Origin of the sequence: Gordonia neofelifaecis NRRL B-59395 (assembly GCF_000192435.1) — a bacterium.
GTDB lineage: Bacteria > Actinomycetota > Actinomycetes > Mycobacteriales > Mycobacteriaceae > Gordonia > Gordonia neofelifaecis.
On record NZ_AEUD01000005.1, the window covers coordinates 234,356 to 260,557 of the forward strand.

The following is a 26,202-nucleotide window of genomic DNA, read 5'->3' on the forward strand; positions in this document are numbered from 1 at the left end:
TCCCCGCGATCGGTTTAAGCTGGTACATCGTGATCACACGGATGTCGAACCTGTTCCTGCGCACCCTCCGCGACGACCCCGCCGATGCCGAGGTGCCGAGCCACAAGCTGCTCGTGCGCGCGGGCTACATCCGGCGTGCGGCGCCGGGCATCTACGAATGGCTCCCGTTGGGGCTCAAGGTGTTCCGTGCGGTCGAGAATCTGGTCCGCGAGGAGATGGACGCGATGGGCGCGCAGGAGATCCTGCTGCCCGCGCTGCTGCCGCGCGATCCCTACGAGACCACCGGCCGCTGGACCGAGTACGGTCCGGCGCTCTTCCGCGTCAAGGACCGCAAGGGCGCCGACATGATGCTCGGTCCCACCCACGAGGAGATCTTCACCCAGCTGGTCAAGGGCGAGTACAGCTCGTACAAGGACCTGCCGGTCACGCTGTATCAGATCCAGACGAAGTACCGCGACGAGGAGCGTCCCCGCGCGGGCCTGCTCCGTGGCCGCGAGTTCGTGATGAAGGACTCCTACTCGTTCGACATCGACGACGCCGGGCTGCAGGCGTCGTACGACGCGCACCGAGCCGCGTACCAGCGCATCTTCGACCGTCTCGGCGTGAAGTACGTGATCGTCGCCGCGACCTCCGGCGCGATGGGCGGCAGCGCCTCCGAGGAGTTCCTCGCCGAGTGCGAGGTGGGCGAGGACACCTTCGTCCGCAGCACCGAGTCGGGTTACGCGGCGAACGTCGAAGCCGTCGTCACGCCCGCGCCCGCGCCGATCCCGCTCGACGGGCAGCCCGCGGCGGTCGTGCACGACACCGGCGACACCCCGACCATCGACACCCTCGTCGACTGGGCCAACGGAGCGCTCGACGGCGAGTACACCGCCGCCGACACCCTCAAGAACGTGATGGTCAAGATCCGCAAGCCGGGCGGCGACTGGGAGATCACCGCGGTCGCGGTCCCCGGTGACCGCGAAGTCGACTTCAAGCGACTGGAGGCCTCCGTCGAGCCGTCCGAGGTGGAGCTCCTCGTGGACGCGGACTTCGAGGCCAACCCGGAGCTGGTGAAGGGCTACATCGGCCCCAAGGCCGTCCAGGCCGCGGGCTTCGCCTACCTCGCCGACCCGCGAGTGGTCAGCGGCACCCGGTGGATCACCGGCGCCGACGAGCCGGGCAAGCACTACGTCGACCTGGTGTGCGGTCGCGACTTCACCCCCGACGGCGTGATCGAGGCCGCCGAGGTGCGCGCGGGTGACCCCTCGCCGGACGGCAAGGGGGTGCTCGAGACCGCCAAGGGCATCGAGATCGGTCACATCTTCCAGCTCGGCCGCAAGTACACCGACGCCTTCGCCTTCGACGTCCTGGGGGAGAACGGCAAGCCCGTCCGTCCGACCATGGGCTCGTACGGACTCGGCGTCTCGCGCATGGTCGCGGTGCTCGCCGAACAGCTCCACGACGAGAAGGGGCTGCGCTGGCCGCGCGAGGTGGCGCCGTTCGACGTCCACCTGGTGATCGCGAACAAGGACGAGGCGGCCGTCGCGGGTGCTCAGCGACTGGCGGCCGACCTCGACGCGGCAGGCGTCTCGGTGCTCTTCGACGACCGCAAGGCCTCACCCGGCGTGAAGTTCAAGGACGCAGAGCTGCTCGGCATGCCGGTGGTCGTGGTGGTCGGCCGAGGTTGGGCCGACGGGACCATCGAGATCCGTGATCGCCTGAGCGGCGAGACGACGGCCGCTCCGGTCGACGGCGCCGTCGACGCGGTGATCGCGGCCGCGCGAGGCTGACCGGCGGGCTCAGAACGGCTCGCGGTCGAGACAGACGCAGAACGGATGCCCGGCCGGGTCGAACAGGACCCGGCAGAGCTCCGGTGCGAACTGTTCCGGTGACAGTCGCGCGCCGAGGCGGACCGCCTCGGCGGCCCCGTCGTCGAGGTCGGCGACCACCAGATCGAGGTGCATCTGCTTGGGTACCGCGCCGCCGGGCCACTCCGGCGGCCGGTGGTCGGGGACTCGGAGCGCGGTGAGCACCAGCGAACCCGCCCGGACGCAGGCGTATCGCTCCGTCGTGTGGGTCACCACCCCGTCGAGCATCGCCGACCAGAAGTCGGCCAGTGCGACGGGGTCGTCGCAGTCGAGGGTGATGGAACCGATGCGAGCTGTCGCCATGACAGCGACCTTAAGTCAGGCGCACCGGACCCGACTACTGACCGGGAAAGGCGACCGTCAGCGGTTTCTGCCCGGCGATGCCGCGCCAGTACGACGACCGCAGCGCGCAGTCGGTGAGCCCGTCGACGGCGATCCGCCGGACCGGCGACGACTCGGCCTGCTCGAGCAGTGCGCGATAGGCGTGCTCGCAGTCGTTCTCGGCGGCCAGGGCGGCCTTGGCGGAGCTCGCCTCGTCGGTGACCTCGATCGGCAGGGTGTACCCGGCCGCCGGGGTGCGCTCAGGCTGCCCGGCCGCCAGCAGCGCCTCGTTCAGCTGGTCGCGGCGAACCCGGTGCGCCGCGATGTACTCGGCGACGGTGTTCCGCACGTCGCCGGCGGTGAAGGCGGTGATCACCCCGTAGGTGAAGACGGCGGTGTTCTCGGCGTCGGCCGCGGCGTCGAGGGCGGTGTTCTGGCTCATGCGAGTTGCACTTTCGCGAGGGTCTGGCAGGAGGCACTGACGGAGCCGAGGAGTCCGGCGTCGAAGCCCGACAGTCGTACGCACGAGTTCGCCGCGTTCTTCGCGGCGGACTCGATGTCTCGGCGGAGTGCCTCGACGGACGCCACGGGGGTCCCGGCGGGGGTCTCGATCTGTTCGGCGGTCGACGAGTGCAGCCGGTTGATCTCGTCGCGCAATGCGGTGAGGTGGGCGCCGCGCTGGTCGGCCACCGTCTTCAACGCCTCGGTGTACTCGGTGTTCCGTGGAGCCAGACCGGTCGCCGCCCGCTGCTGCCGATACGCGGACTGGGCGTGGGGAAGCAGCGCCTCGGCGTCGAGCTGCCGCTGCGTCGGACCGGTGTCGCACGCGGTGAGCGCCCATCCGGCGGCGGCGCTGACGCCGACGACGGCGGCACCCCGCAGCATCGTCCGGCGAGTCATCGCCGACGTGGTCGCTGGGCCGCGCGGGGATACGGGGGCAGGAGCCTGGTCCTGGATCGGCACTGGTGTCACGGTGGACGATTCTGCCAGTCGGCCGAGTCGACTACACTCGAAGCCCGGCCCGGCGGGCGCGCCGGGACCACCGGTGGACCGCCCGAGACAACGAAACCCAGGAGGACTCGCGCGATGACTGCGGACGCTCTGACCGGAGACATCGGCGACGTGTTGACGGCGCCTCTCGCCGAGCACGGCTACGACCTCGAAGAGGTCGCGATCCTCACCCCGCCGGGACGGCGCGAGATCCGGATCGTCGTCGACCGCGACGGCGGCGCTTCCCTCGACGCGCTGGCCGACCTGAGCCGCGCGCTGGAATCGGTGCTCGACGACTCGGACCTGCTCGGCGAGTCGCCCTACGACCTCGAACTCACCACCCCCGGTATCGGCCGGCCGTTGACCCTGCCGCGCCACTGGCGCCGCAGTCAGGGCCGCAAGGTAACGGCGGAGTACACCGTCGACGGCGCGGCGCGGACGGTCGAAGCGCGAGTCGGGGAGAGCGACGACGACCAGGTGACGCTCGTGCTGGTCGACAAGAGCCGGATCAAGACGGTCGACGTCGCGCTGGCCGACATCGTGCGCGCCGTCGTCGAAGTCGACTTCAGCAAGCCCGGGGAGGCCGCGCTCCGCGCCTGCGGACTGAGCGACGACGAGATCGCCCGCCGACGGGAATCGTGACTCACCGACCGAACCTCCACCACCGACAACTCAATCCGATAAGCGAATAGGAGTCGCCACCATGCACATTGACATCAGCGCACTGCGGTTGATCGAGGCCGACAAGGGCGTCCCGGCCGAGACCGTGCTCTCGGCGATCGAGACCGCACTGCTCACCGCGTACCGGCACACCGACGGCTTCGCCCCGAACGCGCGCATCGACATCGACCGCAAGTCGGGTCAGGTGCGCGTGATGGCGCAGGAGCTCGATGAGGACCGCAATGTGGTCCACGAGTGGGACGACACCCCGGAGGGCTTCGGCCGCATCGCCGCGACCACTGCGCGCCAGGTGATCCTGCAGAGGCTGCGCGACGCCGAGAACGAGAAGAACTACGGCGAACTGGTCGCGCACGAGGGCGAGGTGGTCGGCGGCATCGTGCAGGCCGACGCCAAGGCGAACGCGCGCGGCATGGTGATCGTCCAGATCGGCAGCGATTCCAATGCCACGGAGGGCGTGATCCCGCCCGCCGAGCAGGTGCCCGGCGAGAGCTACAAGCACGGCGACCGCATCAAGTGCTACGTCGTCGGCGTGGCGCGCGGCAGCCGCGGCCCGCAGATCACCCTGTCGCGCACCCACCCGAACCTGGTCCGGAAGTTGTTCTCGCTCGAGGTCCCGGAGATCGCCGACGGCTCAGTGGAGATCGTCGCCGTGGCTCGCGAGGCCGGGCACCGCTCGAAGATCGCCGTGCACACCGGTGTCGCCGGGCTCAATGCGAAGGGTGCGTGCATCGGCCCGATGGGTCAGCGCGTCCGCAATGTGATGAGTGAACTGTCGGGCGAGAAGATCGACATCATCGACTACGCGACCGATCCCGCGGAATTCGTCGGACACGCGCTGTCGCCGGCGAAGGTCGTCTCGGTGACGGTGATCGATCAGGAGACCAAGGCGGCCCGGGTGATCGTGCCGGACTACCAGCTGTCGCTCGCCATCGGAAAAGAGGGACAGAACGCGCGTCTGGCGGCTCGGCTCACCGGCTGGCGGATCGACATCCGGTCGGATGCGGGCGATGGTGGCCCGCGCGACACCGAGGGTGGCGCCGACGACGCCGCCGATACGCTAAACTGACCTGTGGCCCTTCGAACGTCGACATCTCCGGTGCGAACCTGCATCGGCTGTCGCCGGCGTGATCAAGCTTCGCACCTGGTCAGGCTGGTGGCTGTACGCGGCACAGACAGTGCAGCGGAGGTGGCGATCGACGAACGGGGGAGACTGCCGGGCCGAGGCGCCTGGCTGCATCGGAGCGACGATTGTCTGTCGCTCGCGGTGCGGCGCAACGCTTTCGGAACGGCGCTACGGGATCGCGGCGTCGCCGTGAGACCACAGGATCTCGCCGAGAACCTCGGTGTGATCAAGAGTGAGGGCTCCGCAGGGAGTCAGGACAGGTAGCAGAAGACATGAGCACACCGTGAAGTCTCCACGATGAGCACGTTTACTGAATAAACCGAGGTCGACGCGGGCAGCCCGCTCGACCTCCAAGTGAGGAGAGCAGTGGCAGGCAAAGCCCGCGTGCACGAACTGGCCAAGGAATTGGGCATCCCCAGCAAGGCAGTGCTGGAACGACTCAAGGAACAGGGCGAGTTCGTCAAATCCGCATCGTCGACCGTCGAGGCCCCCGTGGCCCGTCGACTGCGTGAATCTTTCGAATCCGGCTCAGGCGCCGCTCCGGCGAAGCCTGCAGCCAAGCCGTCGGCAGCGAAGCCGGGCCCCAAGCCCGGCCCCGCGCCGAAGCCGGCGCCGGCGAAGGCCGCTCCGGCTGCAGAAGCAGCGCCCGCACCGTCGGCAGGCGGCCCGAAGCCGGGTCCCAAGCCCGCGCCGAAGGCGGCACCGGAGCCCTCGGCTCCGGCTGCAGAGGCGCCGAAGCCCGCAGCCGCAGCGCCCGAGAAGCCCGCGGCTCCGGCCGCGCAGTCGGGTCAGGCTCCGGCGGCTCCGGGCCCGCGTCCGGGTCCGCGCCCCGGCCCGCGCCAGCCGCGCGTCGGAAACAACCCGTATTCGTCGACTCCGGCTCCCGCGCCGCGTCCGCAGGCTGCCCGTCCGGGTGCCGCGGGTCCGCGTCCCGGCGGTCGTCCCGGTCAGGGCGGCCCCCGTCCCGGCGCCGGTCAGGGCGGTCCGCGTCCGGGTGGCGCTCAGGGCGCTCGTCCGGGTGCCGGTGGTCCCCGTCCCGGCGGCTCGGGCGGTCCTCGTCCGAACCCGGGCAATATGCCACCGCGTCCCAGCCCGGGTGCGATGCCCCAGCGTGCGGCGCGTCCCGACGCCCGTCCGGGTGGTCGCGGCGGCCCCGGCGGTCGTAGCGGCGGTCCCGGCGGAGGCGGCGGCTTCCGCAACGGCGGTGGCGGCGGTGGCGGCGGAGCCGCTCCCGGCGGCGGCTTCCGCGGTCGTCCCGGCGGCGGTGGCGGTGGCGGTCGTGGTCGCGGTGGAACCGCGGGTGCGTTCGGTCGTCCCGGCGGTGCACCGCGCAGGGGCCGCAAGTCCAAGCGTCAGAAGCGCCAAGAGTACGACTCGATGCGCGCACCAGAGGTCGGCGGCGTCCGGTTGCCGCACGGCAACGGCGAGGTCATCCGCCTCGCTCGTGGTGCCTCCCTGTCGGACTTCGCCGACAAGATCAACGCCAACCCGGCATCGCTGGTCCAGGCGCTGTTCAACCTCGGTGAGATGGTCACGGCGACCGAGTCGGTCAACGACGAGACGCTGGAGCTGCTCGGCGGCGAGATGAACTACGTCGTCCAGGTCGTCAGCCCGGAGGACGAGGATCGCGAGCTCCTGGAGAGCTTCGACCTCACCTACGGCGAGGACGAGGGCGGCGAAGAGGACCTCGCCCAGCGGCCTCCGGTGGTCACCGTCATGGGTCACGTCGACCACGGCAAGACGCGACTGCTCGACACCATCCGCAAGGCGAATGTCGGTGGCGGCGAGGCCGGCGGTATCACGCAGCACATCGGCGCGTACCAGGTGAACACGCACCTGAACGACGAAGATCGCCTGATCACCTTCATCGACACCCCGGGTCACGAGGCGTTCACCGCCATGCGTGCCCGCGGCGCGAAGTCGACGGACATCGCGATCCTCGTGGTCGCGGCCGACGACGGCGTCATGCCGCAGACGGTGGAGGCGTTGAACCACGCGCAGGCCGCGGACGTGCCGATCGTCGTGGCGGTCAACAAGATCGATAAGGAAGGTGCGGATCCGACCAAGATCCGCGGCCAGCTGACCGAGTACGGGCTGATCCCCGAGGAGTACGGCGGCGAGACCATGTTCGTCGACATCTCGGCCAAGCAGGGCGAGAACATCGACGCGCTGCTCGAAGCGGTTCTGCTGACCGCCGACGCCTCGCTCGATCTGCGCGCCAACCCGGACATGGACGCCCAGGGTGTCGCCATCGAAGCCCACCTGGACCGCGGTCGCGGCCCGGTGGCGACGGTGCTCATCCAGCGCGGCACCCTGCGTGTCGGCGACTCGATCGTCGCGGGCGACGCCTACGGCCGCGTCCGTCGCATGGTCGACGAGCACGGCGACGACGTCGAAGAGGCATACCCGTCGCGGCCGGTCGAGGTCATCGGCTTCACGTCGGTGCCGGGGGCCGGTGACACCCTGCTCGTGGTCGAGGAGGACCGCATCGCTCGGCAGATCGCGGACCGTCGCAATGCGCGCAAGCGCAACGCGCTGGCCGCCCGCAGCCGCAAGCGGATCAGCCTCGAGGACCTGGACAAGGCGCTCAAGGAGACCAGCCAGCTGAACCTGATCCTGAAGGGCGACAACTCGGGCACCGTCGAGGCGCTCGAAGAGGCGCTGCTTCAGATCGAGATCGACGACGAGGTCTCGCTGCGCGTCATCGACCGCGGTGTCGGCGGCATCACCGAGACCAACGTCAACCTGGCGGCGGCGTCGGATGCGATCATCATCGGATTCAACGTCCGTGCCGAGGGCAAGGCCACCGAGCTCGCCAACCGCGAGGGCGTCGAGATCCGGTACTACTCGATCATCTACAAGGCGATCGAGGAGATCGAGGCGGCTCTCAAGGGCATGCTCAAGCCGATCTACGAGGAGTCGGAGCTCGGTCGCGCCGAGATCCGGGCGATCTTCAAGTCGTCCAAGATCGGCAACATCGCCGGTTGCCTCGTCCAGTCGGGCATCATGCGCCGCAACGCGAAGGCTCGCCTGCTCCGCGACAACGCGGTGGTCGCCGACAACCTCACGATCAGTTCGCTGAAGCGTGAGAAGGACGACGCCACCGAAGTCCGCGAAGGCTACGAGTGCGGTCTCACGCTGACCTACAGCGACATCAAGGTCGGCGACGTGATCGAGGCGTTCGAGATGGTCGAGAAGGCGCGGGACTAGATCATGGCAGATCCTGCACGGGCCGCGCGGCTCGCGAAACGGATCACCACCATCGTCGCCTCGGCGATCGGTGGCGAGATCAAGGACCCTCGGCTCGCTCATGTGACCATCACCGATTGCCGGGTCACCGGTGATCTGCACGATGCGACCGTGTTTTACACGGTGATGGGCGATTCGGTCGAGTCCGAACCCGATGTGGCGGAAGCGGCGGCCGGTCTGGCCGCCGCGACCGGCGCGCTCCGGTCGAAGGTCGGTGCCGGAACGGGTGTGCGGTTCACGCCGACACTCCGTTTCGAGCTCGACACGGTGCCGGACGCCACCCGGGCGATGGACGAGTTGCTGGCCCGTGCGCGGGCGCAGGATGAGTCGGTGGCACGGGCGGCGCGCGATGCGCAGCCCGCGGGCGACGTCGATCCGTACCGTCATGACGAGGACGAGTCCGACGAGCCAGAGGACTCGCTCGGGTGAATCCCGCCTCGCGCGATTCTGTGGCCGCCACGCTGAACGGTGCCGATTCGGTGTCGATCATCAGCCATGTGCGGCCGGACGCCGACACGATCGGCAGTGCGCTCGGTCTGGGACTGGCGCTCTCGGGTCTGGGGAAGCGCGTTCACTGCGCGTTCTCCGGGTCCGAAGCGCTACCCGGACCGCTGCGCCGGCTGCCCGGCGTCGATCTGCTGGTGGACGCCGAGCGGCTGCCCGCGTCGGAGGTGATGGTCGCCGTCGACGCGGCCACCGCAGGCAGGCTCGGCGACCTCGAGTCGGTGTTCACCGCAGGCACGACCACCGTGTGCATCGACCACCACATCTCGAACCCGGGGTTCGCCGACCACGACCTCGTCGATCCGGACTCCGACTGCACCGCGGCGATCGTCCTCGACGTGATCGACGCGCTCGACGCCGAACTGACTCCGGACATCGCGACCTGCCTGTACGCCGGGCTGGTCACCGACACCGGATCGTTCAAGTGGGCGCGTCCGGCGTCGTTCGGGGTGGCCGCCCGCTTGCTGGAGGCCGGCGTCGACGGCGCTCGCTGGAGCAGGCTGTTGCTCGACTCGCATCCCTACTCGTGGCTGCAGATGGTCTCCGCCGTGCTCGCCGACTCGGTGCTCGACGCCGAGGTGCTCGACGGCCGGGGACTGGTGTACGCCATCGTCGACGCCGATCAGATGTCGGGCATGAACTGGGACGAGTCGGAGAGCGTGATCGACATCGTCCGTACCGCGCGGGAGGCCGAGGTCGCCGCGGTGTTCAAGGAGGTTCGTCCCGGCGACTGGGCCGTGTCGCTGCGCAGTAAGACCGACGTCGACCTGGTCCCGATCGCGCAGTCTCTCGGCGGCGGCGGGCACGTCCGCGCCGCGGGCTACAGTGACACCGGCGACGCGGCCGGCGTCGTCGAACATCTGCTGGCCGCTCTGCGCGCCTGAAGTCGGACTGTCGGCGATGCTGAAGCTGGCGAGTTCGGCCCTGGTGGTGCTCATCGCACCGCCGCTGTATCTGATGCTGGATCTCGCGGTCGTCGGACGGCTCGGTGCCACCGAACTCGCGGCGCTCACCGTCGCGACCCTGGTGCTGTCGGTGATCAGCACTCAGCTCACCTTCCTCTCGTACGGCACCACTGCACGCTCGGCCCGGGCGTTCGGTGCCGGCGACCGCGAGCGCGCCATCCACGAGGGGGTCCAGGCGAGCTGGATCGCACTGGGCGTCGGCGGCGCGATCGTCGCGATCGCGTGGCTTCTCGCACCGCAGATCACGCGTGCGCTGGTACCGGACCCGCAGGTCGCGGCGGACGCCGCGTCCTGGCTGCGGATCGCCGTCTTCGGTGTGCCGTTGATCCTCTTCGCGATGGCAGGCAACGGCTGGATGCGCGGTGTGCAGGACACCCGGCGCCCGGTCTACTTCGTCGTGGCCGGACTGGCGGTGTCGGCGGTGCTGTGCATCGGACTCGTGCACGGCGTCGGCGGGTTGCCGCGTTTCGGGCTCCAGGGCAGCGCCTGGGCGAACCTGGTCGGTCAGTCGATCACCGGTGTCGCCTTCGTCGCCCGTCTGGTCTCGGAGCGGACCGGCGGACTCGCTCCGGACTGGCCGGTGATCCGCGCTCAGCTCACGATGGCTCGGGACCTCGTCTTGCGCAGCCTGTCGTTCCAGATCTGCTTCATCTCCGCCGCGGCCGTCGCCGCCCGGTTCGGAGTCGCACAGGTCGCGGCGCATCAGGTGGTGCTGCAACTGTGGGAGTTCAGTTCGCTGCTGCTCGACTCGCTCGCCATCGCGGCGCAGCAATTGGTGGGCGCGGCGCTCGGCGCGGGGGCCTTCCACGTCGCACGGAGATCGGCCAGGCACGCGACGGTCGTGTCTTTCGGCGTCTCCGTCGCACTTGCCGGGGTGCTCGCCGCCGGGGTCACGCTGATTCCACGGATCTTCACCGACGACGCGGAGATTCTCGACGCCATGCGGACACCCTGGTGGTTCTTCGTCGTGATGCTGCCGATCGCGGGCGTGGTCTTCGCGCTCGACGGCGTGCTGCTCGGCAGCGGCGACGCCGCGTTCCTGCGCACCGCGACGTTGGCGGGCGCCCTCGGCGCCTTCCTGCCGCTCATCTGGCTGTCGTGGGTGTTCGATTGGGGCCTGGCGGGCATCTGGAGCGGTCTGCTCGCCTTCATGTGCATCCGGCTGGCCGCGGTGGTGTGGCGTGTGCGAAGTGGGGCGTGGGTCAAGTAGCGAACTTCCGATGAATCTGCGCCCCTGGTGGGCGCAGATTCATCGGAAGTCGTGTCGGTGGAACCCAGGAGCGTGCCGCTGCGTCCAATAGGACATGGGGGACTCGGGCGCGCTGGCCGCGTTGATCGCTGAACAGGACGGACTCATCACCTCGGCGCAAGCGCTCCGGGGCGGTCTCACCCGCAAGGAGATCCGGGGCCGACTGGACCGGCGGGAGTGGTGTGCGCTCGTCCGCGGAATCTATCGATCGAGTTCGCATCCGCTCACCGAGAGTCTGCTGGTCCGAGCAGCGGTGGCCGCGCACCATGGCGTGGCTGACCGGACAACGGCGGCCTGGTGGCATGGAATGCTCGATTCCCTGACGTATCCGTTGACCGTTGCGACAGCCAACACGACTACCGCCGACCGGTGGTCGCTCGGCCCGCTGGACCTCACTCGTCGGCACTACGACGATGCGGACTTGACCATGGTCCGCGGGCTCCGCGTGACCACGCCGCCGGCGACGGTGATGTTCGGCGCGGCCGCGATGCCCGACGGCGGTCGATTCCTCGACCGGGCGCTGCAGCGTGGTGTCGTCACAGTCACCGAGCTCGAGGCCGTCGTCGAGCGCTACGCGGGCAGTCGCGGGATAGGTGAGGCTCGGCGGCTCGTGCGCATCGCCTCGCAGGATTCGGAGTCAGAGGCCGAACGGCTCTTCGTACGTCTGCTGCGCGAGGCCGGCATCACCGGCTGGGTGCAGCAGCTCCGATTCGGACGGTGGCGTCTCGACTTCGGCTGGCCCGATCTCCGCGTCGCGATCGAGATCGACGGACTGGCCTTCCATTACCAGCACGACCGATTTCAGGCGGACCGGGCGAAATACAACGCGCTCGACGCCGCCGGATGGCGCAAGAAGGTGTACACCTGGCACGACCTGACGTACCGGCCGGGAGAGGTCCTCGACGAGGTGCTCGAGATGCTCAATGCGAGGATATGACCCATTGCGATGAATCTGCGCCCGTGTCGGGCGCAGATTCATCGCAGTCGGATCACCGGTCGGCGACGACCGGCTGGTACTGCGGGAAGCGCTCGAGGAACGACTGCACGTACGTGCACACCGGGACGATCTTCGTGCCCTGCGCGGAGAGTTCGTCGAGCACCGAGGCGACGAGCAACCGGGCGAAGCCCGCCCGGCCGTATTTCTCGGTGACGACGGTGTGGAGCAGGACGAGGGTGTGCTCGTCGCGGCGTTCGTAGCCCTCCACTCCGACGAGTTCATCGCCCGACCAGAGCTCGTAGCGGTCCCGATCGGGAAAGTTGCGGAGTGCCGGCGCCGGGGTGAGCTCGACCGTCGGCGGCGGAACGGGGACAGATGCGGTCATGTCTTCGACGCTACTACCGGATCGGTGCAGGTCGACACCGCCACGCCCCGGGCGCGCCCCTCCCCGTGACCCGCTCAGCGAAGCGCCTCACCCCACACCACCGAATCGCGCACGCGGCCCTTGACGATCTTTCCGCCCGGGTTGCGGGGGAGCGGCTCGGTGATCACGGAGACGAACTGCGGCACCTTGAAATCGGCGATCGACTCGGACACCGCCGCGATCACCTCGGCCACGTCGATCGTCTCACCGCCGGTGTAGATCACCGCGCCCACCTTCTCGCCGAGGACGTCGTCCGGTACCGCGATGACCGCGGCCTCCAGCACTCCGGGCACCGCCATCAGCGCCGATTCGACCTCGATGCTGGACACGTTCTCGCCACCGCGGTTGATGATGTCCTTGGTACGGTCGACGATCCGGACCCGCCCCGCGTCGTCGACCCGGACGACGTCGCCGGTGTGCAGCCACCCGTCCACGATCGTCTCGGCGGTCGCATCGGGACGCTGCCAGTATCCGGCGGTGATATTGGCTCCCCGCACCACCAGCTCGCCGAAGCCGGGTTCGTCGCCGAACGGCGCGACACCGAGTTCCACTGAGGGCACGGCATAGCCCACCGAGTCGGCGTGATCCTCCGCGTCCTCGTGCGGCAGGACCGTCATGAGCGACGCCGACTCGGTCATCCCGTAACCGTTGGCCACGCGAGCGGCATCGAACGCGCGCTTGAGTGAGGCGACGAGGCTCGGGGCGATCGGCGCGCCGCCATACGCCAGCCACCGCACCGTGGACGTGTCGGCGCCGGCGAAGTCCGCGTGCCGCAGCATCAGCGCGTAGATCGCGGGCACCGTGACCAGGAAGGTGATCCGCTCGGCGGCCAGCGTCCCGATGAGGGCACCGACGTCCAGCGTCGGCATGATGACAGCGGTGCCGCCGTAGTACGCGGCCACCAGCAACTGCGAGTTGCAGCCGGTGACGTGGAAGAGCGGCACGCAGATCAGTGTCCGCATGTCCGTGCCGATGTCGGACGGAATCGCGAAGCAGCGGGCCACATTCCCGGTGTTGGTCAGGAACGCCTCGTGGGTGGTCGGCACCCCCTTCGGACGGCCGGTGGTTCCGGAGGTGTAGAACAGCGCCGCGACGTCGGTCAGGGTCGCCGTCTCGTCGACGAACGGGTCGCCGACGGGCAGGTCGGCGCCGGGTGCCAGGTCGATCGACGCGCCCGAGTCGTCCAGCAGGAACGCGACCTCCGACTCGCTGGAGCGCGTGTTGACCGCGACCACGATGCCGCCGGCGAAGAGCACCCCCCAGAAGGCGAGCACCCAGTCGACCCCGGCCGGGTAGCGGACGGCGACACGGTCGCCGCGCTGCAGTCCGCGTCCGCGGAGGCCGCCGGCGATCCGCGCGGCCCGGTCCCACAGCTCCCGGTAGGTGAGGCGTTCGCCGCCGAGTTCGACGACGGCTTCGGCGTCGGGGCGCGCGTCGACATGCACCGCGAGCATCGCGATCAGCGACGACGGCAGCTCGTCGAGGTGCGGGACGCCCCGGGCGTCGACGGTGACGCCGTCCTGCGGAAACGGATTGCGGGCGCGACTGATCGGAACGATGCCGGACATCACGCGACCGGGGTGAAGTACGCGCGGGGGTTGTCGACGAGCATCGTCGTGATCTGCTCGTCGGTGACACCGCGCTCGCGCAGAGCGGGCAGGACGTCGTCGTGGATGTGGGTGTAGTGCCAGTTCGGCAGCGCCGCCTTGCGGGCCTCCTCGGGGAAGAAGTCCGAGTAACAGGAGGCGTCGTGCGACAGCACCAGCTGCGAGACGAATCCCGCGTCGACCATCTGTGCGACCATCGAGACCCGGTCCTCGAAGGGGGAGAAGGCGTCGATGCCGAAGCGGTCCATGCCAAGGATCGCGCCGGTGTCGGCCAGCCGCTTCAGGTAGTCGAGGTCGGTCGTGTCGCCGCTGTGGCCCAGCACCACCTTGCTCATGTCGCACCCTTCCTCGGCGAACACCCTCGCCGCCACCAGCCCGGCTTCGATGCCGACGTGGGTGTGCACGGTGATCGGCGTACCGGTCTCCACATGTGCCTGCGCGACCGCCCGCATCACCCGCTCGACGCCGGGGGTCAGGCCGGCCTCGTCGATCGCGCACTTGAGCAGTCCCGCTTTGACTCCGGTGTGGGCGATGCCGTTGCGGATGTCGCCGATGAACAGGTCGGTCATCGGATCGACCTCGGTGTCGAAGACCTTCCCCGGACCGGTGAAGTGAAACTGCACGGGCTCATCGTGGTACGTGTAGATCCCCGTGGCCACGACGATGTTGATGTCGGCCCGCTCGTTGATCCGCTGGATGCGCGGGATGTACCGGCCGAGTCCGATCACCGTCGGATCGACGATGGTCCGGACTCCACGCGTAGCGACCTCATTGAGTTTCGCCACCGCATCGGCGACACGGTGGTCCTCGTCCCACGGGTCCGGGTAGTCGGGATAGTTGTCCCGGATCTCGCTGCCGATCGTGAAGACGTGCTCGTGCATCAGCACCTGCCCCAAGTCGTTCACATCGACCTGGCCCTTGACTGTCTCGACGGTGCTCAACGTTCCTCCTGAATGCCGAAAGCGGGCTGACGTGACCCGTCCCACCGTGAGTGGCGGGCGTCACAGGACAATCATGCGCTGCCGGGCGGGAAGAATCTCCGGAAGCGGGCTCGTGGCACCATGGTCGCCATGGCAACGCTCTGGGCGGTCAGCGACCTGCACGTCTCCCACCGAGGCAATGAGCCGATCCTCGAGCAGATCAAGCCGTCGGACCCGGGGGACTGGCTGATCGTCGCCGGCGACGTCGCCGAACGGACCGACGACATCATCGACACGCTGCGGCGTCTGAAGAACAGATTCCACACGGTGGTCTGGGTGCCGGGGAACCACGAGCTCTACACGACCGCGAAGGACCCGTTGCAGGTGTTCGGAGTCGCGCGGTACGACTATCTGGTTCAGGCCTGCCGCGACCTCGGCGTGGTCACGCCGGAGGATCGGTATCCGCTCTTCGACCCGGGCGACGGCACGGCACCGGTGCGTGTGGTGCCGATGTTCCTGCTCTACGACTACACGTTCCGGCCTGAGGGCACGTCGACGGCGCTGCAGGCCCTCGCCGTCGCACGCGAGGCGAACGTGGTCGCGACGGATGAGTTCCTGCTCTCGCCCGAGCCCTTCGGCACCCGTGACGCCTGGGGCCGGGCCCGAATCGAGGCCACGCGCGCGCGGCTGGAGGCGCTCGATCCGGCTGAGCCGACCGTCCTGATCAACCACTGGCCGCTGCGCCGCGAGCCGTGCGACGCCCTGTTCTACCCGGAGTTCGCCCTGTGGTGCGGCAGTGAGCTGACCGCCGACTGGCACACCCGGTTCAACGCGGTCCGCTCCGTCTACGGTCACCTCCATATTCCGCGCACCACCTGGTACGACGGCGTGCGGTTCGAGGAGGTGTCCGTCGGCTACCCGCGCGAGTGGAACCGCCGCGGGCTCCCGAAGCCGCTGCTGCGGAACATCTGGCCCGACGACGGTCTGCGCGAGGGGGACCTGCACGAGTTCGGCGCGCGGTTCGACCTGCCGCCGGACTACAAGGAGCAGGCGGCGGCGTTCCGGGCGAGAGTGGAGCGGACGCGGGCGCGTCGCGCCGAGTCGAACCGGAAGGACGACATCCTGTGATCGAAGATCTGATGCCCGCGGGCGTCGGTTCGGCCGAGTCCTTCGGCGACCCGGAGGGGCTGACGGTGATGCCCGCCGAGGAGAGTCTGATCGGCCGCGCGGTCGAGAAGCGCCGCCGGGAGTTCACCACCGCCCGTCACTGTGCCCGACAGGCGTTGGGCCAGATCGGCATCGATCCGGTGCCGATCCTCCGCGGAGAGCGCGGGATGCCGCTGTGGCCGCGTCAGGTGGTCGGCAGCATGACGCACTGCGACGGCTACCGGGCCGCGGTGACCGCCTACTCGATGCAGGTCCGTTCGCTCGGGATCGACGCGGAACCGCACGAGGCGCTACCCGACGGAGTACTCGATCACACGAGCGTCGAAGCCGAGCGGGAGGTCCTGGCCGGCCGGGACCGGGACCTGCACTGGGACCGTCTGCTGTTCTGCGCCAAGGAGGCCACCTACAAGGCCTGGTTCCCGCTGACCGAGCGTTGGCTGGGCTTCGAGGACGCGCACATCACGTTCGAGCGCGACGACTCGATTGGCACCGCGGGCGAGCCTGCCGGTACCTTCACCTCGACCATCCTGATCGACGGCGCGGTGATCGACGGCGGACCGCCGCTGTTGACGCTGCCCGGCCGCTGGCAGATCTCCCGCGGTTTGATCCTCACCACGATTGCACTCACCTGACATGGCAGACGCCTCCATCGAGAACGCCGGACTCCTCGTCGTCGACAAAGCCGCAGACATGACCAGCCACGACGTGGTCGCGAAGTGCCGCAAGGCCTTCAATACCCGACGGGTCGGGCATGCCGGCACCCTGGATCCGATGGCCACGGGTGTCCTCGTCATCGGCATCGAACGCGCGACCAAGCTGCTCGGGCTGCTCTCACTGACCACCAAGTCGTACGCTGCGACCATCCGCCTGGGGCAGTCGACGTCGACCGACGACGCCGAGGGCGAGGTCATCGAATCGCGGGACGCCTCGGGGGTCGGCGATGAGGAGATCGCGGCGGTCGTCGCGTCGCTCACCGGCGACATCGAGCAGGTGCCTGCGAAGGTGAGCGCGATCAAGGTCGACGGTCGTCGCGCCCACGCGCTCGTCCGCACCGGGGCCGAGTTCGAACTGCAGGCGCGGCCGGTCACCGTCCACCGTTTCGACGTGCTCGATACTCGCCGGGACGGCGAGTTCATCGACCTCGACGTCGAGGTCGACTGCTCGTCGGGCACCTATATCCGATCTCTGGCAAGGGATCTCGGTGCCGCGCTCGGAGTCGGCGGGCACCTGACAGTGCTACGTCGCACCGCCGTCGGGCCGTTCACCCTGGAGCACTCCCGGACGATGGCCGATGTCGACGAGAATCCCGGTTTGAGCCTCGGCATCGACGACGCGGCCAAGTTGTGCTTCCCGCACCGCGCGATCTCCGACGACGAGGCCGAGTCGATCAGCCAGGGCCGCTGGCTGGAGCCGGTGGGGATGAAGGGGATCTACACGGTCGTCGATCCGAGCGGTCAGGCCATCGCGCTGGTCCAGGAGAAGGGCCGGCGCGCGAGTTCGGTGATGGTCGTGCGTCCGGCGACCCTGCGCTGACGGGGACGGCAGATTCCGTCGACTCGTCGAACCCGGCGGACGCCGCTATCGCAGATGCCGGACGAAGAAGTCGTTCGCCGCGTCGCCCGCGTGAGCGGGAACGCCGGTGTGTCCGCCCATGTTGGCGACCAGCGTCTTCTCGGCTGACCCGAAGGCGTCGAACAGATCGAGGGCCATCTGTCGGTCGTTGCCCTCGTCGTCCCACTGCAGCAGGACGTGAAGCGGAATGGTGACCGTCCGTGCCTCTGTCATGGTCGACCGCGGCACGTAGCTGCCCGCGAACATGCCTGCGGCGCTGATCCGCGGCTCGGTCGCCGCGAGCCGGGTGGCGAGGGCGATGACCCCGCCGGAGTATCCGACGCGGTCGGCGATCTCGGGCAGTTCGAGGAGCGCGTCGAGCGTCGCCTGCCATTCGGGTGCGGCCTGGTCGACGAGCGGCAGGATCAGGCGGTCGACGACATCGTCGGGAACCGACTCGCCGGCTGCGACGGCCCGGCGGAGGTCCGCGCGCGCCTGGTCCATGCCGGGGAGCGGCGGGCGGTCACCGCTGCCGGGCAGTTCGATCGCCGCGGTCGCGAAGCCCGACGCCGCGGCGTGCCGAGCACGCCCGAGCAACCGGGGGTACATCCGCTCCATCCCGAGGCCGCCGGGCTGGCCGGCAAGGATCAGCGGCACCGGAGTGGACGGGGACGCCGATTCCGGTGTCCACAGGATGCCGGGGACGCCGCCGAGAGCGAATCGGCGTTCGACGATCCCGTCGGCGCGCACAGAATCGGTGAAGTCCATGGGTCGGCCCTTCGTCAGTCGGCTCGGAGTCGTACGTCCAGTATCCGCGACTCTCGACGACAGATCCCGCGTCCGGGACGCGGGATCTGTCGACGGGAGTGGAGAATGACGGTGCGCGGGTCAGTCGAATGTCGTACGCCAGGCGTCCGCCGGCATCTCAGCCGTTGAGGAAGATCGCGCGGGCGGCGATGTCGCCGAGGTGGATCGGGTCGGAGCCGTCGATGCAGACCGTGATGGTGCCGGCGAACGGCCGTTTCTCGGTGACCTGGACGCGACAGTCGAGGTTGACGCCGATCTCCTCGAAGTAGCGGAGCATCTCGGGGTCGGCGTCGGAGATCCGGGTGATGACGCCGGACTCGTCGACGTCGAGATCGGCGAGCTGCTGCGAGCCCGCTTCCGGAACGGTGCCGTCGGCGGCGGGGATCGGATCGCCGTGCGGGTCGCGCTTCGGGTGCCCGAGCTTGGCGTCGATGTGGGTGAGCAACTGCTCGGACACCGCGTGCTCGAGGATCTCGGCTTCGGCATGGACTTCGTCCCAGCGGTATCCGAGTTCGCGGACGAGGAAGGTCTCGAGGAGCCGGTGCCGACGGACCATGCCGACGGCGGCCACCCGGCCGGTGTCGGTCAGGGTCACCGCGCCGTAGGGCGCGTGGTCGACGAGCCCTTGGTCGGCGAGCTTGCGGATGCCCTCCGACGCCGTGGAGGGCGAGACCCCGAGCTTCTCGGCGAGCAGTTTCGTGGTGACCTTGGCGTCCGACCACTCCTGCGAAGTCCAGATCACTTTCAGATAGTCCTGGGTAACCGAGGTGAGTTCGTTCACCGGGCGAGAGTCGGGCATACGTACGACCTTACCCACCGAATGTGCAGGGGCCTGCGCGAGTCGTAGGCTTACCGTGTGTTGCGTTGGCGAGGTTTGGACGACATCCCTGCGGGCTGGGGCCGATGCGTGGTCACCATCGGCGTATTCGACGGAATTCATCGGGGGCATGCTCAGCTGATCGCAGCCGCCACGAAGGCGGCCGCCGAACGCGGAGTGCCCTCGGTGCTGATGACCTTCGACCCGCACCCTTCATCGGTGGTGCGGTCGGGCGCGTACCCGCCGCAATTGTCGACCCTGCGGCGCCGGGCCGAGCTCGCCGAGGAACTCGGCATCGACGTCTTCTGCGTGATCCCGTTCTCGCCGACGCTGTCGGCGCAGTCGCCGGAGGACTTCGTCCACTCGGTCCTCGTCGAGGAACTGCACGCCGCCGAAGTGGTGGTCGGCGACAACTTCACGTTCGGCCACAAGGCGCTCGGCGACGTCCCGCGACTGCGGGAACTGGGGGAGCGCTTCGGATTCGAGGTCACCGCGATCAAGCTGTTCGGCGAGCACGCCGTCACCTATTCGTCGACCTACATCAGATCGTGCGTGGCGGCGGGCGACGTGGAACTGGCCGCGGAGGCGCTGGGTCGACCGCACCGGGTCGAGGGCGTCGTGGTGCACGGTGAGCGCCGCGGGCGCGACCTGGGCTTTCCGACGGCCAACGTCGCGCCGCCCGAGCACACGGCGATCCCCGGCGACGGGGTGTACGCGGCGTGGTTCACCGTGCTCGACAGCGCCACCGAACCCGAGGGGATCACCATCGGGGCGCGGTACCCGGCCGCCGTCTCGGTCGGCACCAACCCCACCTTCTCCGGCCGGGTGCGGACGGTCGAGGCGTATGTGCTCGACGTGTCCGCGGACTTCTACGGTCAGCACGTGGCCGTCGACTTCGTGTCCCGACTGCGCGGCATGGAGCCGTTCGACAGCATCGACGCGCTGATCGCCGAGATGAACAACGACGTCGAGCGGACCCGGACACTGCTGGGTGCGGAGTAGCCGGTGAATCGGAACCCCTGGCGGTTGATGACCGCATTCGGGGCAGCGGTCGGCGGTGTGCTCATGGTCGGCGGTGGACTCAGTCGGTGGTACGACGCGACAGCGCTCGGACTGGAGCCGATCGAGTTCCGCGGCACCGTGGTCGCGTACGGCGATGAGGTGATCGGACGAGTGTGGCCCGGCTGGGCGATCGTCGGACTGGGCCTGCTCGCAGTCCTGGGCGGACTGCTCGCGGTGTTCTGGCCGTCGCGCGCCGCGGTCGTGCCTGCGGTCGCGGGACTGGCGGGGTTGGGTCTCTCGGTGCTGTTCTGCGTCGATCCGACCGTCGCGATGACTTCGGTAGCGCAGCAGTTGGGCGGCAGTACGGACATGTTCGGTGAGCTCACGGTGTCGGCGGGTCTGGTGGTCGCCGCCGTCGGCTCGGCACTGGCGACGTGTTCGGGAGCGGCCGGCCTCGTCCTCTCCCGTCGCGGTCGCTGATTTCCGCCGAGCGCCCTGCCGCTGGTAACCTTGTCGGCTGGTGTCAGCTGCGGTCCGTGGCGGCGCACCCCCTGCTGGTGCGGGGCCTGGAGCACGGAACTGAAAATCAAGGAGATCTCTCATGGCTCTTACCGCCGAAGAGAAGAAGGCCATCCTCAGCGAGTACGGTCTGCACGAGACCGACACCGGTTCGCCCGAGGCGCAGGTCGCACTGCTGACCAAGCGCATCACCGACCTCACCGAGCACCTCAAGTTCCACAAGCACGATCACCACAGCCGTCGTGGTCTGCTGCTGCTCGTCGGTCGTCGCCGTCGCCTGCTCAAGTACGTCGCAAGCGTCGACATCAACCGCTACCGCTCGCTGATCGAGCGCCTGGGCCTGCGTCGCTGACGCACCCCCTGATTGCTTCTGCGGCCGTCGTTCCCACCGGGGACGGCGGCCGCAGCTGTCTGTCCGGCGCGCGACGACCGGCGACAGCCGCCGGTCTCAGCAGGGAGAATGCTAGGCTGGTACCCGGACGAAGGCCGCTCGGCGGCAGTTCGGAAGTGATCGTCGGATCGGTCCTCGGTAGTGGCCGCCGGAATTCAGTGAGATTCCGGCCGCTTCGATCGAAGGCCGTCTGCTCACGGCGCAGGTGCGCCGTCCACTTCCGGCGCGTGTCACGCGCCCGTCGTCTGCCGGCTTGCCGCGCCTTGCGCGAGCCGGCCCCTGAATACGAGGTCGCGGACGCCTGTGGAGGCATGGCCGCGGCCGCCACGAAAGGTAAACACTCTTGACTGATGTCAACGCCGACTTCGATGATTCGGTCACCGAAGTCTCCGCCGTCATCGACAACGGTTCGTTCGGCACCCGCACGATCACCTTCGAGACCGGTCGCCTCGCGCTGCAGGCCGCCGGATCGGTAGTCGCCTACCTCGACGAGGGCACGATGATCCTCTCGACGACCACCGCGTCCAAGAACCCGAAGGAGCACTTCGACTTCTTCCCGCTGACGGTCGACGTCGAGGAGCGCATGTACGCCGCGGGTCGCATCCCCGGTTCGTTCTTCCGTCGCGAGGGCCGCCCGTCCACCGACGCGATCCTGACCTGCCGTCTCATCGACCGTCCGCTGCGCCCGTCGTTCGTCGACGGACTGCGCAACGAGATCCAGATCGTCGAGACCGTGCTGTCGCTCGATCCCAAGGACCTCTACGACGTCGTCGCGATCAACGCCGCATCGGCGTCCACCCAGATCGCCGGCCTGCCGTTCTCCGGCCCGGTCGGCGGCGTGCGCGTGGCACTGATCCCGACCGAGGAGAACAAGGCCGGCCAGTGGGTCGCGTTCCCGACGGTCGAGCAGCTCGAGGGCGCCGTGTTCGACATGGTCGTCGCCGGTCGCCTCGTCGACGGCGACGTCGCGATCATGATGGTCGAGGCCGAGGCCACCGACAACGTCCTGGCACTGATCGCCGACGGCGCGACCGCGCCGAGCGAGGCCGTCGTCGCCGAGGGCCTGGAGGCCGCCAAGCCGTTCATCGCGACCCTGTGCGAGGCGCAGAAGCAGCTGGCCGCCGCGGCTTCCAAGGAGACCCGCGACTTCCCGCTGTTCCCGCCGTACAAGGACGACGCCTACGAGGCCGTCGCCGAGTTCGCGACCGCACGCCTCGGCGAGGCCATGTCGATCGCCGACAAGCAGGAGCGCGACGGCGCGACCGACGCACTCAAGGGCGACGTGCTCGAGGCGCTCGGCGAGCGCTTCGAGGGACGCGAGGGCGAGCTGGGTGCGGCGTACCGTTCGCTCACCAAGAAGCTGGTCCGCCAGCGCATCCTGACCGACCACTTCCGCATCGACGGCCGCGGCATCACCGACATCCGCTCGCTGTCGGCCGAGGTCGGCATCATCCCGCGCGCCCACGGCAGCGCCCTGTTCGAGCGCGGCGAGACCCAGATCATGGGCGTCACCACCCTCGACATGGTCAAGATGGCCCAGCAGATCGACTCGCTCGGACCCGAGACCAGCAAGCGCTACATGCACCACTACAACTTCCCGCCGTACTCGACCGGTGAGACCGGCCGCGTCGGCTCGCCGAAGCGTCGCGAGATCGGCCACGGCGCGCTCGCCGAGCGCGCTCTGGTGCCGGTGCTCCCGAGCGTCGAGGAGTTCCCGTATGCGATCCGTCAGGTGTCCGAGGCCCTCGGCTCCAACGGATCCACCTCGATGGGCTCGGTCTGCGCGTCGACCATCTCGCTGCTGAACGCGGGCGTCCCGCTGAAGGCGCCGGTCGCCGGCATCGCGATGGGCCTGGTCTCCGACGAGGTCACCATCGACGGCAAGACCGAGACCCGGTACGTGGCTCTCACCGACATCCTCGGTGCCGAGGACGCGTTCGGCGACATGGACTTCAAGGTCGCGGGCACCAAGGACTTCGTGACCGCACTCCAGCTCGACACCAAGCTCGACGGCATCCCCTCGAAGGTGCTGGCCGGCGCGCTGAGCCAGGCCAAGCAGGCCCGCCTCACCATTCTGGACGTCCTGGCCGAGGCCATCGACGAGCCGGACGAGATGAGCCCGTACGCGCCGCGCATCACGACCATCAAGATCCCGATGGACAAGATCGGCGAGCTGATCGGCCCCAAGGGCAAGACGATCAACGGCATCACCGAGGAGACCGGCGCCAACATCTCGATCGAGGACGACGGCACCGTGTTCATCGGTGCGGCCGACGGCCCGTCGGCTCAGGCCGCGATCGACAAGGTCAACGCCATCGCCAACCCGCAGCTGCCCAAGGTCGGCGAGCGCTTCCTGGGCACGGTCGTCAAGACGGCAGCCTTCGGCGCCTTCGTCTCGCTGCTGCCGGGCCGCGACGGTCTGGTCCACATCAGCAAGCTGGGCAACGGCAAGCGGATCGGCAAGGTCGAGGACGTCGTCAAGGTCGGCGACAAGCTTCAGGTCGAGATCGCGGACATCGACGAGCGCGGCAAGATCAGCCTCGTCCCGGTCCGTGAGGACGCCGAGGTCAAGGAAGAGGCCACGGCCGACGCCTGATCGCCTACGACGAACGGCCCGCAACGCTGATGCGTTGCGGGCCGTTTCGCGTGTCGGCCCCGGACATCACACCTAGGCCGGGTCCCGAACCGGTTGCTCGATGGGCAGGCCCATGATCTGCCGGAAGCAGTGCGCCTGAACCAGCGCGGCCAGCGGTCCGGCGACGATCAAGCCGACGAAGTAGACCAGGAAGCCGACGACGATCAGGCCGCCGCAGACCAGCAGGGTCAGCAGTGAGGCGACGACGCGGGTGCGAGTGATCCGCTGCGATGCCTTCACCGAATCGATCGGACCGGTCTCCGTGCCGATCGCGATGAGAATCGAGAACTGCCAGAAGTACAGGACGATGAGCGCCGGAATGATGAAGGCGATCGCACCGAGGATGAGACCGACGCACGCGATGGTGACCGTGCGGACCGTGTTCCGGAAATGCATCGGCACGAGGAACGCCTTGGGCCCGATCGACTCGCCGCGGGCGGCGCGAATCGCGCCGGAGACGGTGCAGTTCTGGAAGTACAACGTGACGTTCATCGACACGAAGTAGAGGATCAAGCCGATCACGATGGTCTTGGCGTCGAACTTCGGGTCCTCGAAGACTCTCGAGAAGATCACGTGATGGCGCAGGTCCGAGAAATAGATCCGGGGCCGATTGACCGAGACCCACTGTCCGATCAGGGTGAGCACGAAGGCCATGACGGTCGAGATCAGGCCGGGAACGATCATGGACCAGGGGTGCGCGCGGAACTGGCCCCACGACCACCGCAGCGCGGCCGCGATGTCGATCTCCCGATCCGGGATGTCGAAGTTGCCGACGAGAGGCGACGGTGCGATCATGCGATCGCACTCTAGGCAGCCGACCTGGTCAGCCCGGGTCGGATACGGATTCGCGGCACGTCCCGGTAGCACGTCGGCAGGAATCGGACCTCCTCCGTCCGATCGCGGAGGGACTCGGGTGCATGCGACCGGTTCGGCGATGCCTGTCGGTGGTCTGTGGGATTCTGAGAACACCGGATCAGGGCAGGGCCGCCGAACGGAGTCGTCAGGTGAATCTCGACGAATACATGAGCTTCGACGCGACAGGACTCGCCGCGCTGGTCGCGGCCGAAGAGGTGACCCCCGTGGAGCTCCTCGACCTCGCACGCCGACGGATGCGGGAGGTGAACCCGGCGCTCAACGCCGTCGTGATCGAGACGGAGGCTGAGGCCGACCTCCGGGTCCGACAGCGGCTGAGCGGACCCTTCGCCGGTGTGCCGTTCCTGATCAAGGACCTGGAACAGCAGTACCGCGGGTACCCGACGACCAGTGGGTGTCGTGCCCTCCGCTCCGTGGTCGAGACGCAGAATGCCCTGGTCACGGATCGCTTCCTGGACGCGGGGCTGGTGGTCTTCGGCAAGACCAACACGCCCGAGCTCGGCGCGAAGGGCGTCACCGAGTCGGAGCTCTGGGGACCGTGCCGCAACCCGTGGGACACCACCCGGACGCCGGGCGGATCGTCGGGCGGTTCGGCTGCGGCCGTCGCTGCGGGCATCGTCCCCGCCGCAGGTGCCAACGACGGCGGCGGCTCCATCCGCATCCCCGCTGCGGCGACCGGACTCGTGGGTCTCAAGGCCAGTCGCGGTCTGATGCCGTACGGCCCTCAAGCCGGGGAACTGATCTTCGGCATGGCGGTGCAGGGCGTGGTGGCGCGGACCGTGCGCGACAGCGCCGGACTCATGGACGCCGTCGTCGGGCCGAACCGGTTCGCGGACTACCAGGCGGCACAACCGGAGAGACCGTTCGCGGACGTGATCCGCGATCGCCCGGGACGATTGCGGATCGGTTACTCGGGTCATTCGGCGATCCGCGGCGAGCCGACCGCGGATGCGGCGGCAGCGCTGGAGTCGACGGCGCGGCTGCTCACCGAACTCGGCCACGAGGTGGAGGAGGTCGCGCCGCCGTACGACGACAAGGCCTTGGCCCAGACCTTCTTGACGATCTGGTTCGGTCAGGTCGCCGGCCAGGTCAGCGAGATCAAGGCGCTCACGGGTGCGGGTGACGGCGACTTCGAGGCCGACACCCTGGCGATGGCCGAGGTCGGGCGGGCGAACGGCGTCGTCACGCTGATGCGGGCGCTCGGCGAGATCGTGACGTACACCCACGCGATGGAGCGGTTCTACGAGTCATACGACTACTTCATGACACCGACCCTCGCGGAAGCGCCGATCGAAGTCGGATCCCTCGACACGCCGAAGCCGCTGCAGACGGGCGCGCGACTGGCGTACCGGCTCCACGCGGGTGGCGCGTTGGTGCGCACGGGGATCGTCGAGCAACTGATCGACGAGAATCTCGGCTGGGTGCCGTACACCCAGTTGGCGAACATCACCGGGCGGCCTGCGGTCAGCGTGCCGGTGTACTGGACGCCGAACGGACTGCCGCTCGGCGTGTCGTTCAACGGGCGTCTCGGCGCCGACGGTGCGCTGCTTCAGCTGGCGGCGCAGCTCGAGGAGGCCGCCCCCTGGAGACAGCGCTTCCCGGCCCGGCCCTGAGCGTCGG

At 68.9% G+C, this 26,202-nt stretch carries 26 protein-coding genes; 17 read left to right on the forward strand and 9 right to left on the reverse strand.

Annotation, left to right across the window (positions count from 1 at the left end):
• Positions 1-41: 41 nt before the first annotated feature.
• Complete coding sequence (locus SCNU_RS08270; RefSeq protein WP_009678906.1) at positions 42-1,772, forward strand: proline--tRNA ligase; 1,731 nt, start codon at positions 42-44, stop codon at positions 1,770-1,772.
• Positions 1,773-1,781: 9 nt separating this feature from the next.
• Here the strand turns inward: SCNU_RS08270 and SCNU_RS08275 are convergent, their stop codons facing one another.
• The 3 genes from SCNU_RS08275 to SCNU_RS08285 are packed head-to-tail and all read right to left on the reverse strand — an operon-like array spanning position 1,782 to position 3,143.
• On the reverse strand, positions 1,782-2,153 hold the full coding sequence (locus SCNU_RS08275; protein WP_009678907.1) for a VOC family protein: 372 nt from the start codon (positions 2,151-2,153) through the stop codon (positions 1,782-1,784).
• Between the two features lie 34 nt (positions 2,154-2,187).
• Entirely contained in the window at positions 2,188-2,613 is a 426-nt protein-coding gene (locus SCNU_RS08280) for a ferritin-like domain-containing protein (RefSeq protein ID WP_009678908.1), read from the reverse strand.
• Complete coding sequence (locus SCNU_RS08285; protein WP_050792787.1) at positions 2,610-3,143, reverse strand: hypothetical protein; 534 nt, start codon at positions 3,141-3,143, stop codon at positions 2,610-2,612. Before SCNU_RS08285 ends, SCNU_RS08280 begins: the two co-directional genes overlap by 4 nt.
• Before the next feature lie 114 nt (positions 3,144-3,257).
• On the opposite strand from SCNU_RS08285, the gene rimP reads away from it, so the two are divergent.
• The 8 genes from rimP (at position 3,258) to SCNU_RS08320 (ending at position 11,869) form a co-directional block, all read left to right on the forward strand.
• Positions 3,258-3,803, forward strand: coding sequence for a ribosome maturation factor RimP (gene rimP, locus SCNU_RS08290; RefSeq protein ID WP_009678910.1), 546 nt, complete (start codon positions 3,258-3,260; stop codon positions 3,801-3,803).
• Between the two features lie 61 nt (positions 3,804-3,864).
• Positions 3,865-4,908 carry a transcription termination factor NusA gene (nusA, locus tag SCNU_RS08295; RefSeq protein WP_009678911.1) on the forward strand — a complete coding sequence of 348 codons (1,044 nt, stop codon included), beginning with the start codon at positions 3,865-3,867 and terminating at the stop codon, positions 4,906-4,908.
• 30 nt (positions 4,909-4,938) lie between these two features.
• Positions 4,939-5,229: a YlxR family protein gene (locus SCNU_RS20165; RefSeq protein ID WP_139025881.1), complete on the forward strand. Its 291-nt coding sequence runs from the start codon at positions 4,939-4,941 to the stop codon at positions 5,227-5,229.
• Between the two features lie 102 nt (positions 5,230-5,331).
• Entirely contained in the window at positions 5,332-8,175 is a 2,844-nt protein-coding gene (infB, locus tag SCNU_RS08300; protein ID WP_009678913.1) for a translation initiation factor IF-2, read from the forward strand.
• A gap of 3 nt (positions 8,176-8,178) precedes the next feature.
• Positions 8,179-8,643 carry a 30S ribosome-binding factor RbfA gene (gene rbfA / locus SCNU_RS08305; RefSeq protein ID WP_009678914.1) on the forward strand — a complete coding sequence of 155 codons (465 nt, stop codon included), beginning with the start codon at positions 8,179-8,181 and terminating at the stop codon, positions 8,641-8,643.
• On the forward strand, positions 8,640-9,602 hold the full coding sequence (locus SCNU_RS08310; RefSeq protein WP_009678915.1) for a DHH family phosphoesterase: 963 nt from the start codon (positions 8,640-8,642) through the stop codon (positions 9,600-9,602). The genes rbfA and SCNU_RS08310 overlap by 4 nt, the downstream gene beginning before the upstream one ends.
• Positions 9,603-9,618: 16 nt before the next feature.
• A complete protein-coding gene (locus SCNU_RS08315; RefSeq protein ID WP_040518038.1) occupies positions 9,619-10,893 on the forward strand; it encodes an MATE family efflux transporter in 1,275 nt (424 codons plus the stop codon).
• Positions 10,894-10,987: 94 nt separating this feature from the next.
• Positions 10,988-11,869: an endonuclease domain-containing protein gene (locus SCNU_RS08320; protein ID WP_009678917.1), complete on the forward strand. Its 882-nt coding sequence runs from the start codon at positions 10,988-10,990 to the stop codon at positions 11,867-11,869.
• Between the two features lie 52 nt (positions 11,870-11,921).
• Here the strand turns inward: SCNU_RS08320 and SCNU_RS08325 are convergent, their stop codons facing one another.
• The 3 genes from SCNU_RS08325 to SCNU_RS08335 all read right to left on the reverse strand — a co-directional run bounded on the left by SCNU_RS08325 (position 11,922) and on the right by SCNU_RS08335 (position 14,841).
• Positions 11,922-12,254, reverse strand: coding sequence for a GNAT family N-acetyltransferase (locus tag SCNU_RS08325; protein ID WP_009678918.1), 333 nt, complete (start codon positions 12,252-12,254; stop codon positions 11,922-11,924).
• Between the two features lie 74 nt (positions 12,255-12,328).
• The gene (locus SCNU_RS08330; protein WP_009678919.1) at positions 12,329-13,861 is read right to left on the reverse strand and encodes a class I adenylate-forming enzyme family protein; all 1,533 of its coding nucleotides are present in this window, start codon (positions 13,859-13,861) and stop codon (positions 12,329-12,331) included.
• On the reverse strand, positions 13,861-14,841 hold the full coding sequence (locus SCNU_RS08335) for a phosphotriesterase family protein (protein ID WP_009678920.1): 981 nt from the start codon (positions 14,839-14,841) through the stop codon (positions 13,861-13,863). Before SCNU_RS08335 ends, SCNU_RS08330 begins: the two co-directional genes overlap by 1 nt.
• 129 nt (positions 14,842-14,970) lie before the next feature.
• Between SCNU_RS08335 and SCNU_RS08340 the strand changes: the two genes are divergently transcribed.
• Genes SCNU_RS08340 through truB form a run of 3 tightly spaced genes read left to right on the forward strand, consistent with a single transcriptional unit; the run spans position 14,971 to position 17,520 of the window.
• Complete coding sequence (locus tag SCNU_RS08340; RefSeq protein WP_040518040.1) at positions 14,971-15,948, forward strand: metallophosphoesterase family protein; 978 nt, start codon at positions 14,971-14,973, stop codon at positions 15,946-15,948.
• Entirely contained in the window at positions 15,945-16,619 is a 675-nt protein-coding gene (locus tag SCNU_RS08345) for a 4'-phosphopantetheinyl transferase family protein (protein ID WP_009678922.1), read from the forward strand. The genes SCNU_RS08340 and SCNU_RS08345 overlap by 4 nt, the downstream gene beginning before the upstream one ends.
• 1 nt (position 16,620) lies before the next feature.
• On the forward strand, positions 16,621-17,520 hold the full coding sequence (gene truB / locus SCNU_RS08350; RefSeq protein ID WP_009678923.1) for a tRNA pseudouridine(55) synthase TruB: 900 nt from the start codon (positions 16,621-16,623) through the stop codon (positions 17,518-17,520).
• Positions 17,521-17,565: 45 nt separating this feature from the next.
• On the opposite strand, the gene SCNU_RS08355 is transcribed toward truB, so the two are convergent.
• Together SCNU_RS08355 and SCNU_RS08360 are read right to left on the reverse strand one after the other, a co-directional pair.
• Positions 17,566-18,306, reverse strand: a complete 741-nt coding sequence (locus SCNU_RS08355) for a dienelactone hydrolase family protein (protein WP_009678924.1) — start codon at positions 18,304-18,306, stop codon at positions 17,566-17,568.
• Between the two features lie 157 nt (positions 18,307-18,463).
• Positions 18,464-19,144: a metal-dependent transcriptional regulator gene (locus SCNU_RS08360; protein ID WP_009678925.1), complete on the reverse strand. Its 681-nt coding sequence runs from the start codon at positions 19,142-19,144 to the stop codon at positions 18,464-18,466.
• A gap of 57 nt (positions 19,145-19,201) precedes the next feature.
• On the opposite strand from SCNU_RS08360, the gene SCNU_RS08365 reads away from it, so the two are divergent.
• The 4 genes from SCNU_RS08365 (at position 19,202) to SCNU_RS08385 (ending at position 23,670) form a co-directional block, all read left to right on the forward strand.
• Positions 19,202-20,164, forward strand: a complete 963-nt coding sequence (locus SCNU_RS08365) for a bifunctional riboflavin kinase/FAD synthetase (protein WP_083812574.1) — start codon at positions 19,202-19,204, stop codon at positions 20,162-20,164.
• Between the two features lie 3 nt (positions 20,165-20,167).
• Positions 20,168-20,644 (forward strand): hypothetical protein, encoded by a 477-nt coding sequence (locus SCNU_RS08370; protein WP_009678927.1) that lies wholly within the window; start codon positions 20,168-20,170, stop codon positions 20,642-20,644.
• A gap of 121 nt (positions 20,645-20,765) precedes the next feature.
• The gene (gene rpsO / locus SCNU_RS08375) at positions 20,766-21,035 is read left to right on the forward strand and encodes a 30S ribosomal protein S15 (protein WP_006896227.1); all 270 of its coding nucleotides are present in this window, start codon (positions 20,766-20,768) and stop codon (positions 21,033-21,035) included.
• Positions 21,036-21,417: 382 nt separating this feature from the next.
• Positions 21,418-23,670 (forward strand): polyribonucleotide nucleotidyltransferase, encoded by a 2,253-nt coding sequence (locus tag SCNU_RS08385; protein ID WP_009678928.1) that lies wholly within the window; start codon positions 21,418-21,420, stop codon positions 23,668-23,670.
• Positions 23,671-23,742: 72 nt separating this feature from the next.
• Here the strand turns inward: SCNU_RS08385 and SCNU_RS08390 are convergent, their stop codons facing one another.
• A complete protein-coding gene (locus SCNU_RS08390; RefSeq protein WP_009678929.1) occupies positions 23,743-24,504 on the reverse strand; it encodes a proline and glycine rich protein in 762 nt (253 codons plus the stop codon).
• Between the two features lie 209 nt (positions 24,505-24,713).
• Here SCNU_RS08390 and SCNU_RS08395 point away from each other — a divergent pair, with 209 nt between their 5' ends.
• Entirely contained in the window at positions 24,714-26,195 is a 1,482-nt protein-coding gene (locus SCNU_RS08395; protein ID WP_009678930.1) for an amidase, read from the forward strand.
• Positions 26,196-26,202 lie beyond the last annotated feature (7 nt).

Bases quoted from the DNA above. Each gene is read 5' to 3' on its own strand.
- SCNU_RS08360 (WP_009678925.1), bottom strand. From the start codon at position 19,144: ATGCCCGACTCTCGCCCGGTGAACGAACTCACCTCGGTTACCCAGGAC.
- SCNU_RS08330 (WP_009678919.1), bottom strand. From the start codon at position 13,861: ATGTCCGGCATCGTTCCGATCAGTCGCGCCCGCAATCCGTTTCCGCAG.
- rimP (WP_009678910.1), top strand. From the start codon at position 3,258: ATGACTGCGGACGCTCTGACCGGAGACATCGGCGACGTGTTGACGGCG.
- SCNU_RS08320 (WP_009678917.1), top strand. From the start codon at position 10,988: ATGGGGGACTCGGGCGCGCTGGCCGCGTTGATCGCTGAACAGGACGGA.
- SCNU_RS08325 (WP_009678918.1), bottom strand. From the start codon at position 12,254: ATGACCGCATCTGTCCCCGTTCCGCCGCCGACGGTCGAGCTCACCCCG.
- SCNU_RS08355 (WP_009678924.1), bottom strand. From the start codon at position 18,306: ATGGACTTCACCGATTCTGTGCGCGCCGACGGGATCGTCGAACGCCGA.
- SCNU_RS08270 (WP_009678906.1), top strand. From the start codon at position 42: ATGTCGAACCTGTTCCTGCGCACCCTCCGCGACGACCCCGCCGATGCC.
- SCNU_RS08280 (WP_009678908.1), bottom strand. From the start codon at position 2,613: ATGAGCCAGAACACCGCCCTCGACGCCGCGGCCGACGCCGAGAACACC.
- nusA (WP_009678911.1), top strand. From the start codon at position 3,865: ATGCACATTGACATCAGCGCACTGCGGTTGATCGAGGCCGACAAGGGC.
- truB (WP_009678923.1), top strand. From the start codon at position 16,621: ATGGCAGACGCCTCCATCGAGAACGCCGGACTCCTCGTCGTCGACAAA.
- SCNU_RS08315 (WP_040518038.1), top strand. From the start codon at position 9,619: ATGCTGAAGCTGGCGAGTTCGGCCCTGGTGGTGCTCATCGCACCGCCG.
- SCNU_RS08340 (WP_040518040.1), top strand. From the start codon at position 14,971: ATGGCAACGCTCTGGGCGGTCAGCGACCTGCACGTCTCCCACCGAGGC.
- SCNU_RS08275 (WP_009678907.1), bottom strand. From the start codon at position 2,153: ATGGCGACAGCTCGCATCGGTTCCATCACCCTCGACTGCGACGACCCC.
- SCNU_RS08390 (WP_009678929.1), bottom strand. From the start codon at position 24,504: ATGATCGCACCGTCGCCTCTCGTCGGCAACTTCGACATCCCGGATCGG.
- rpsO (WP_006896227.1), top strand. From the start codon at position 20,766: ATGGCTCTTACCGCCGAAGAGAAGAAGGCCATCCTCAGCGAGTACGGT.
- rbfA (WP_009678914.1), top strand. From the start codon at position 8,179: ATGGCAGATCCTGCACGGGCCGCGCGGCTCGCGAAACGGATCACCACC.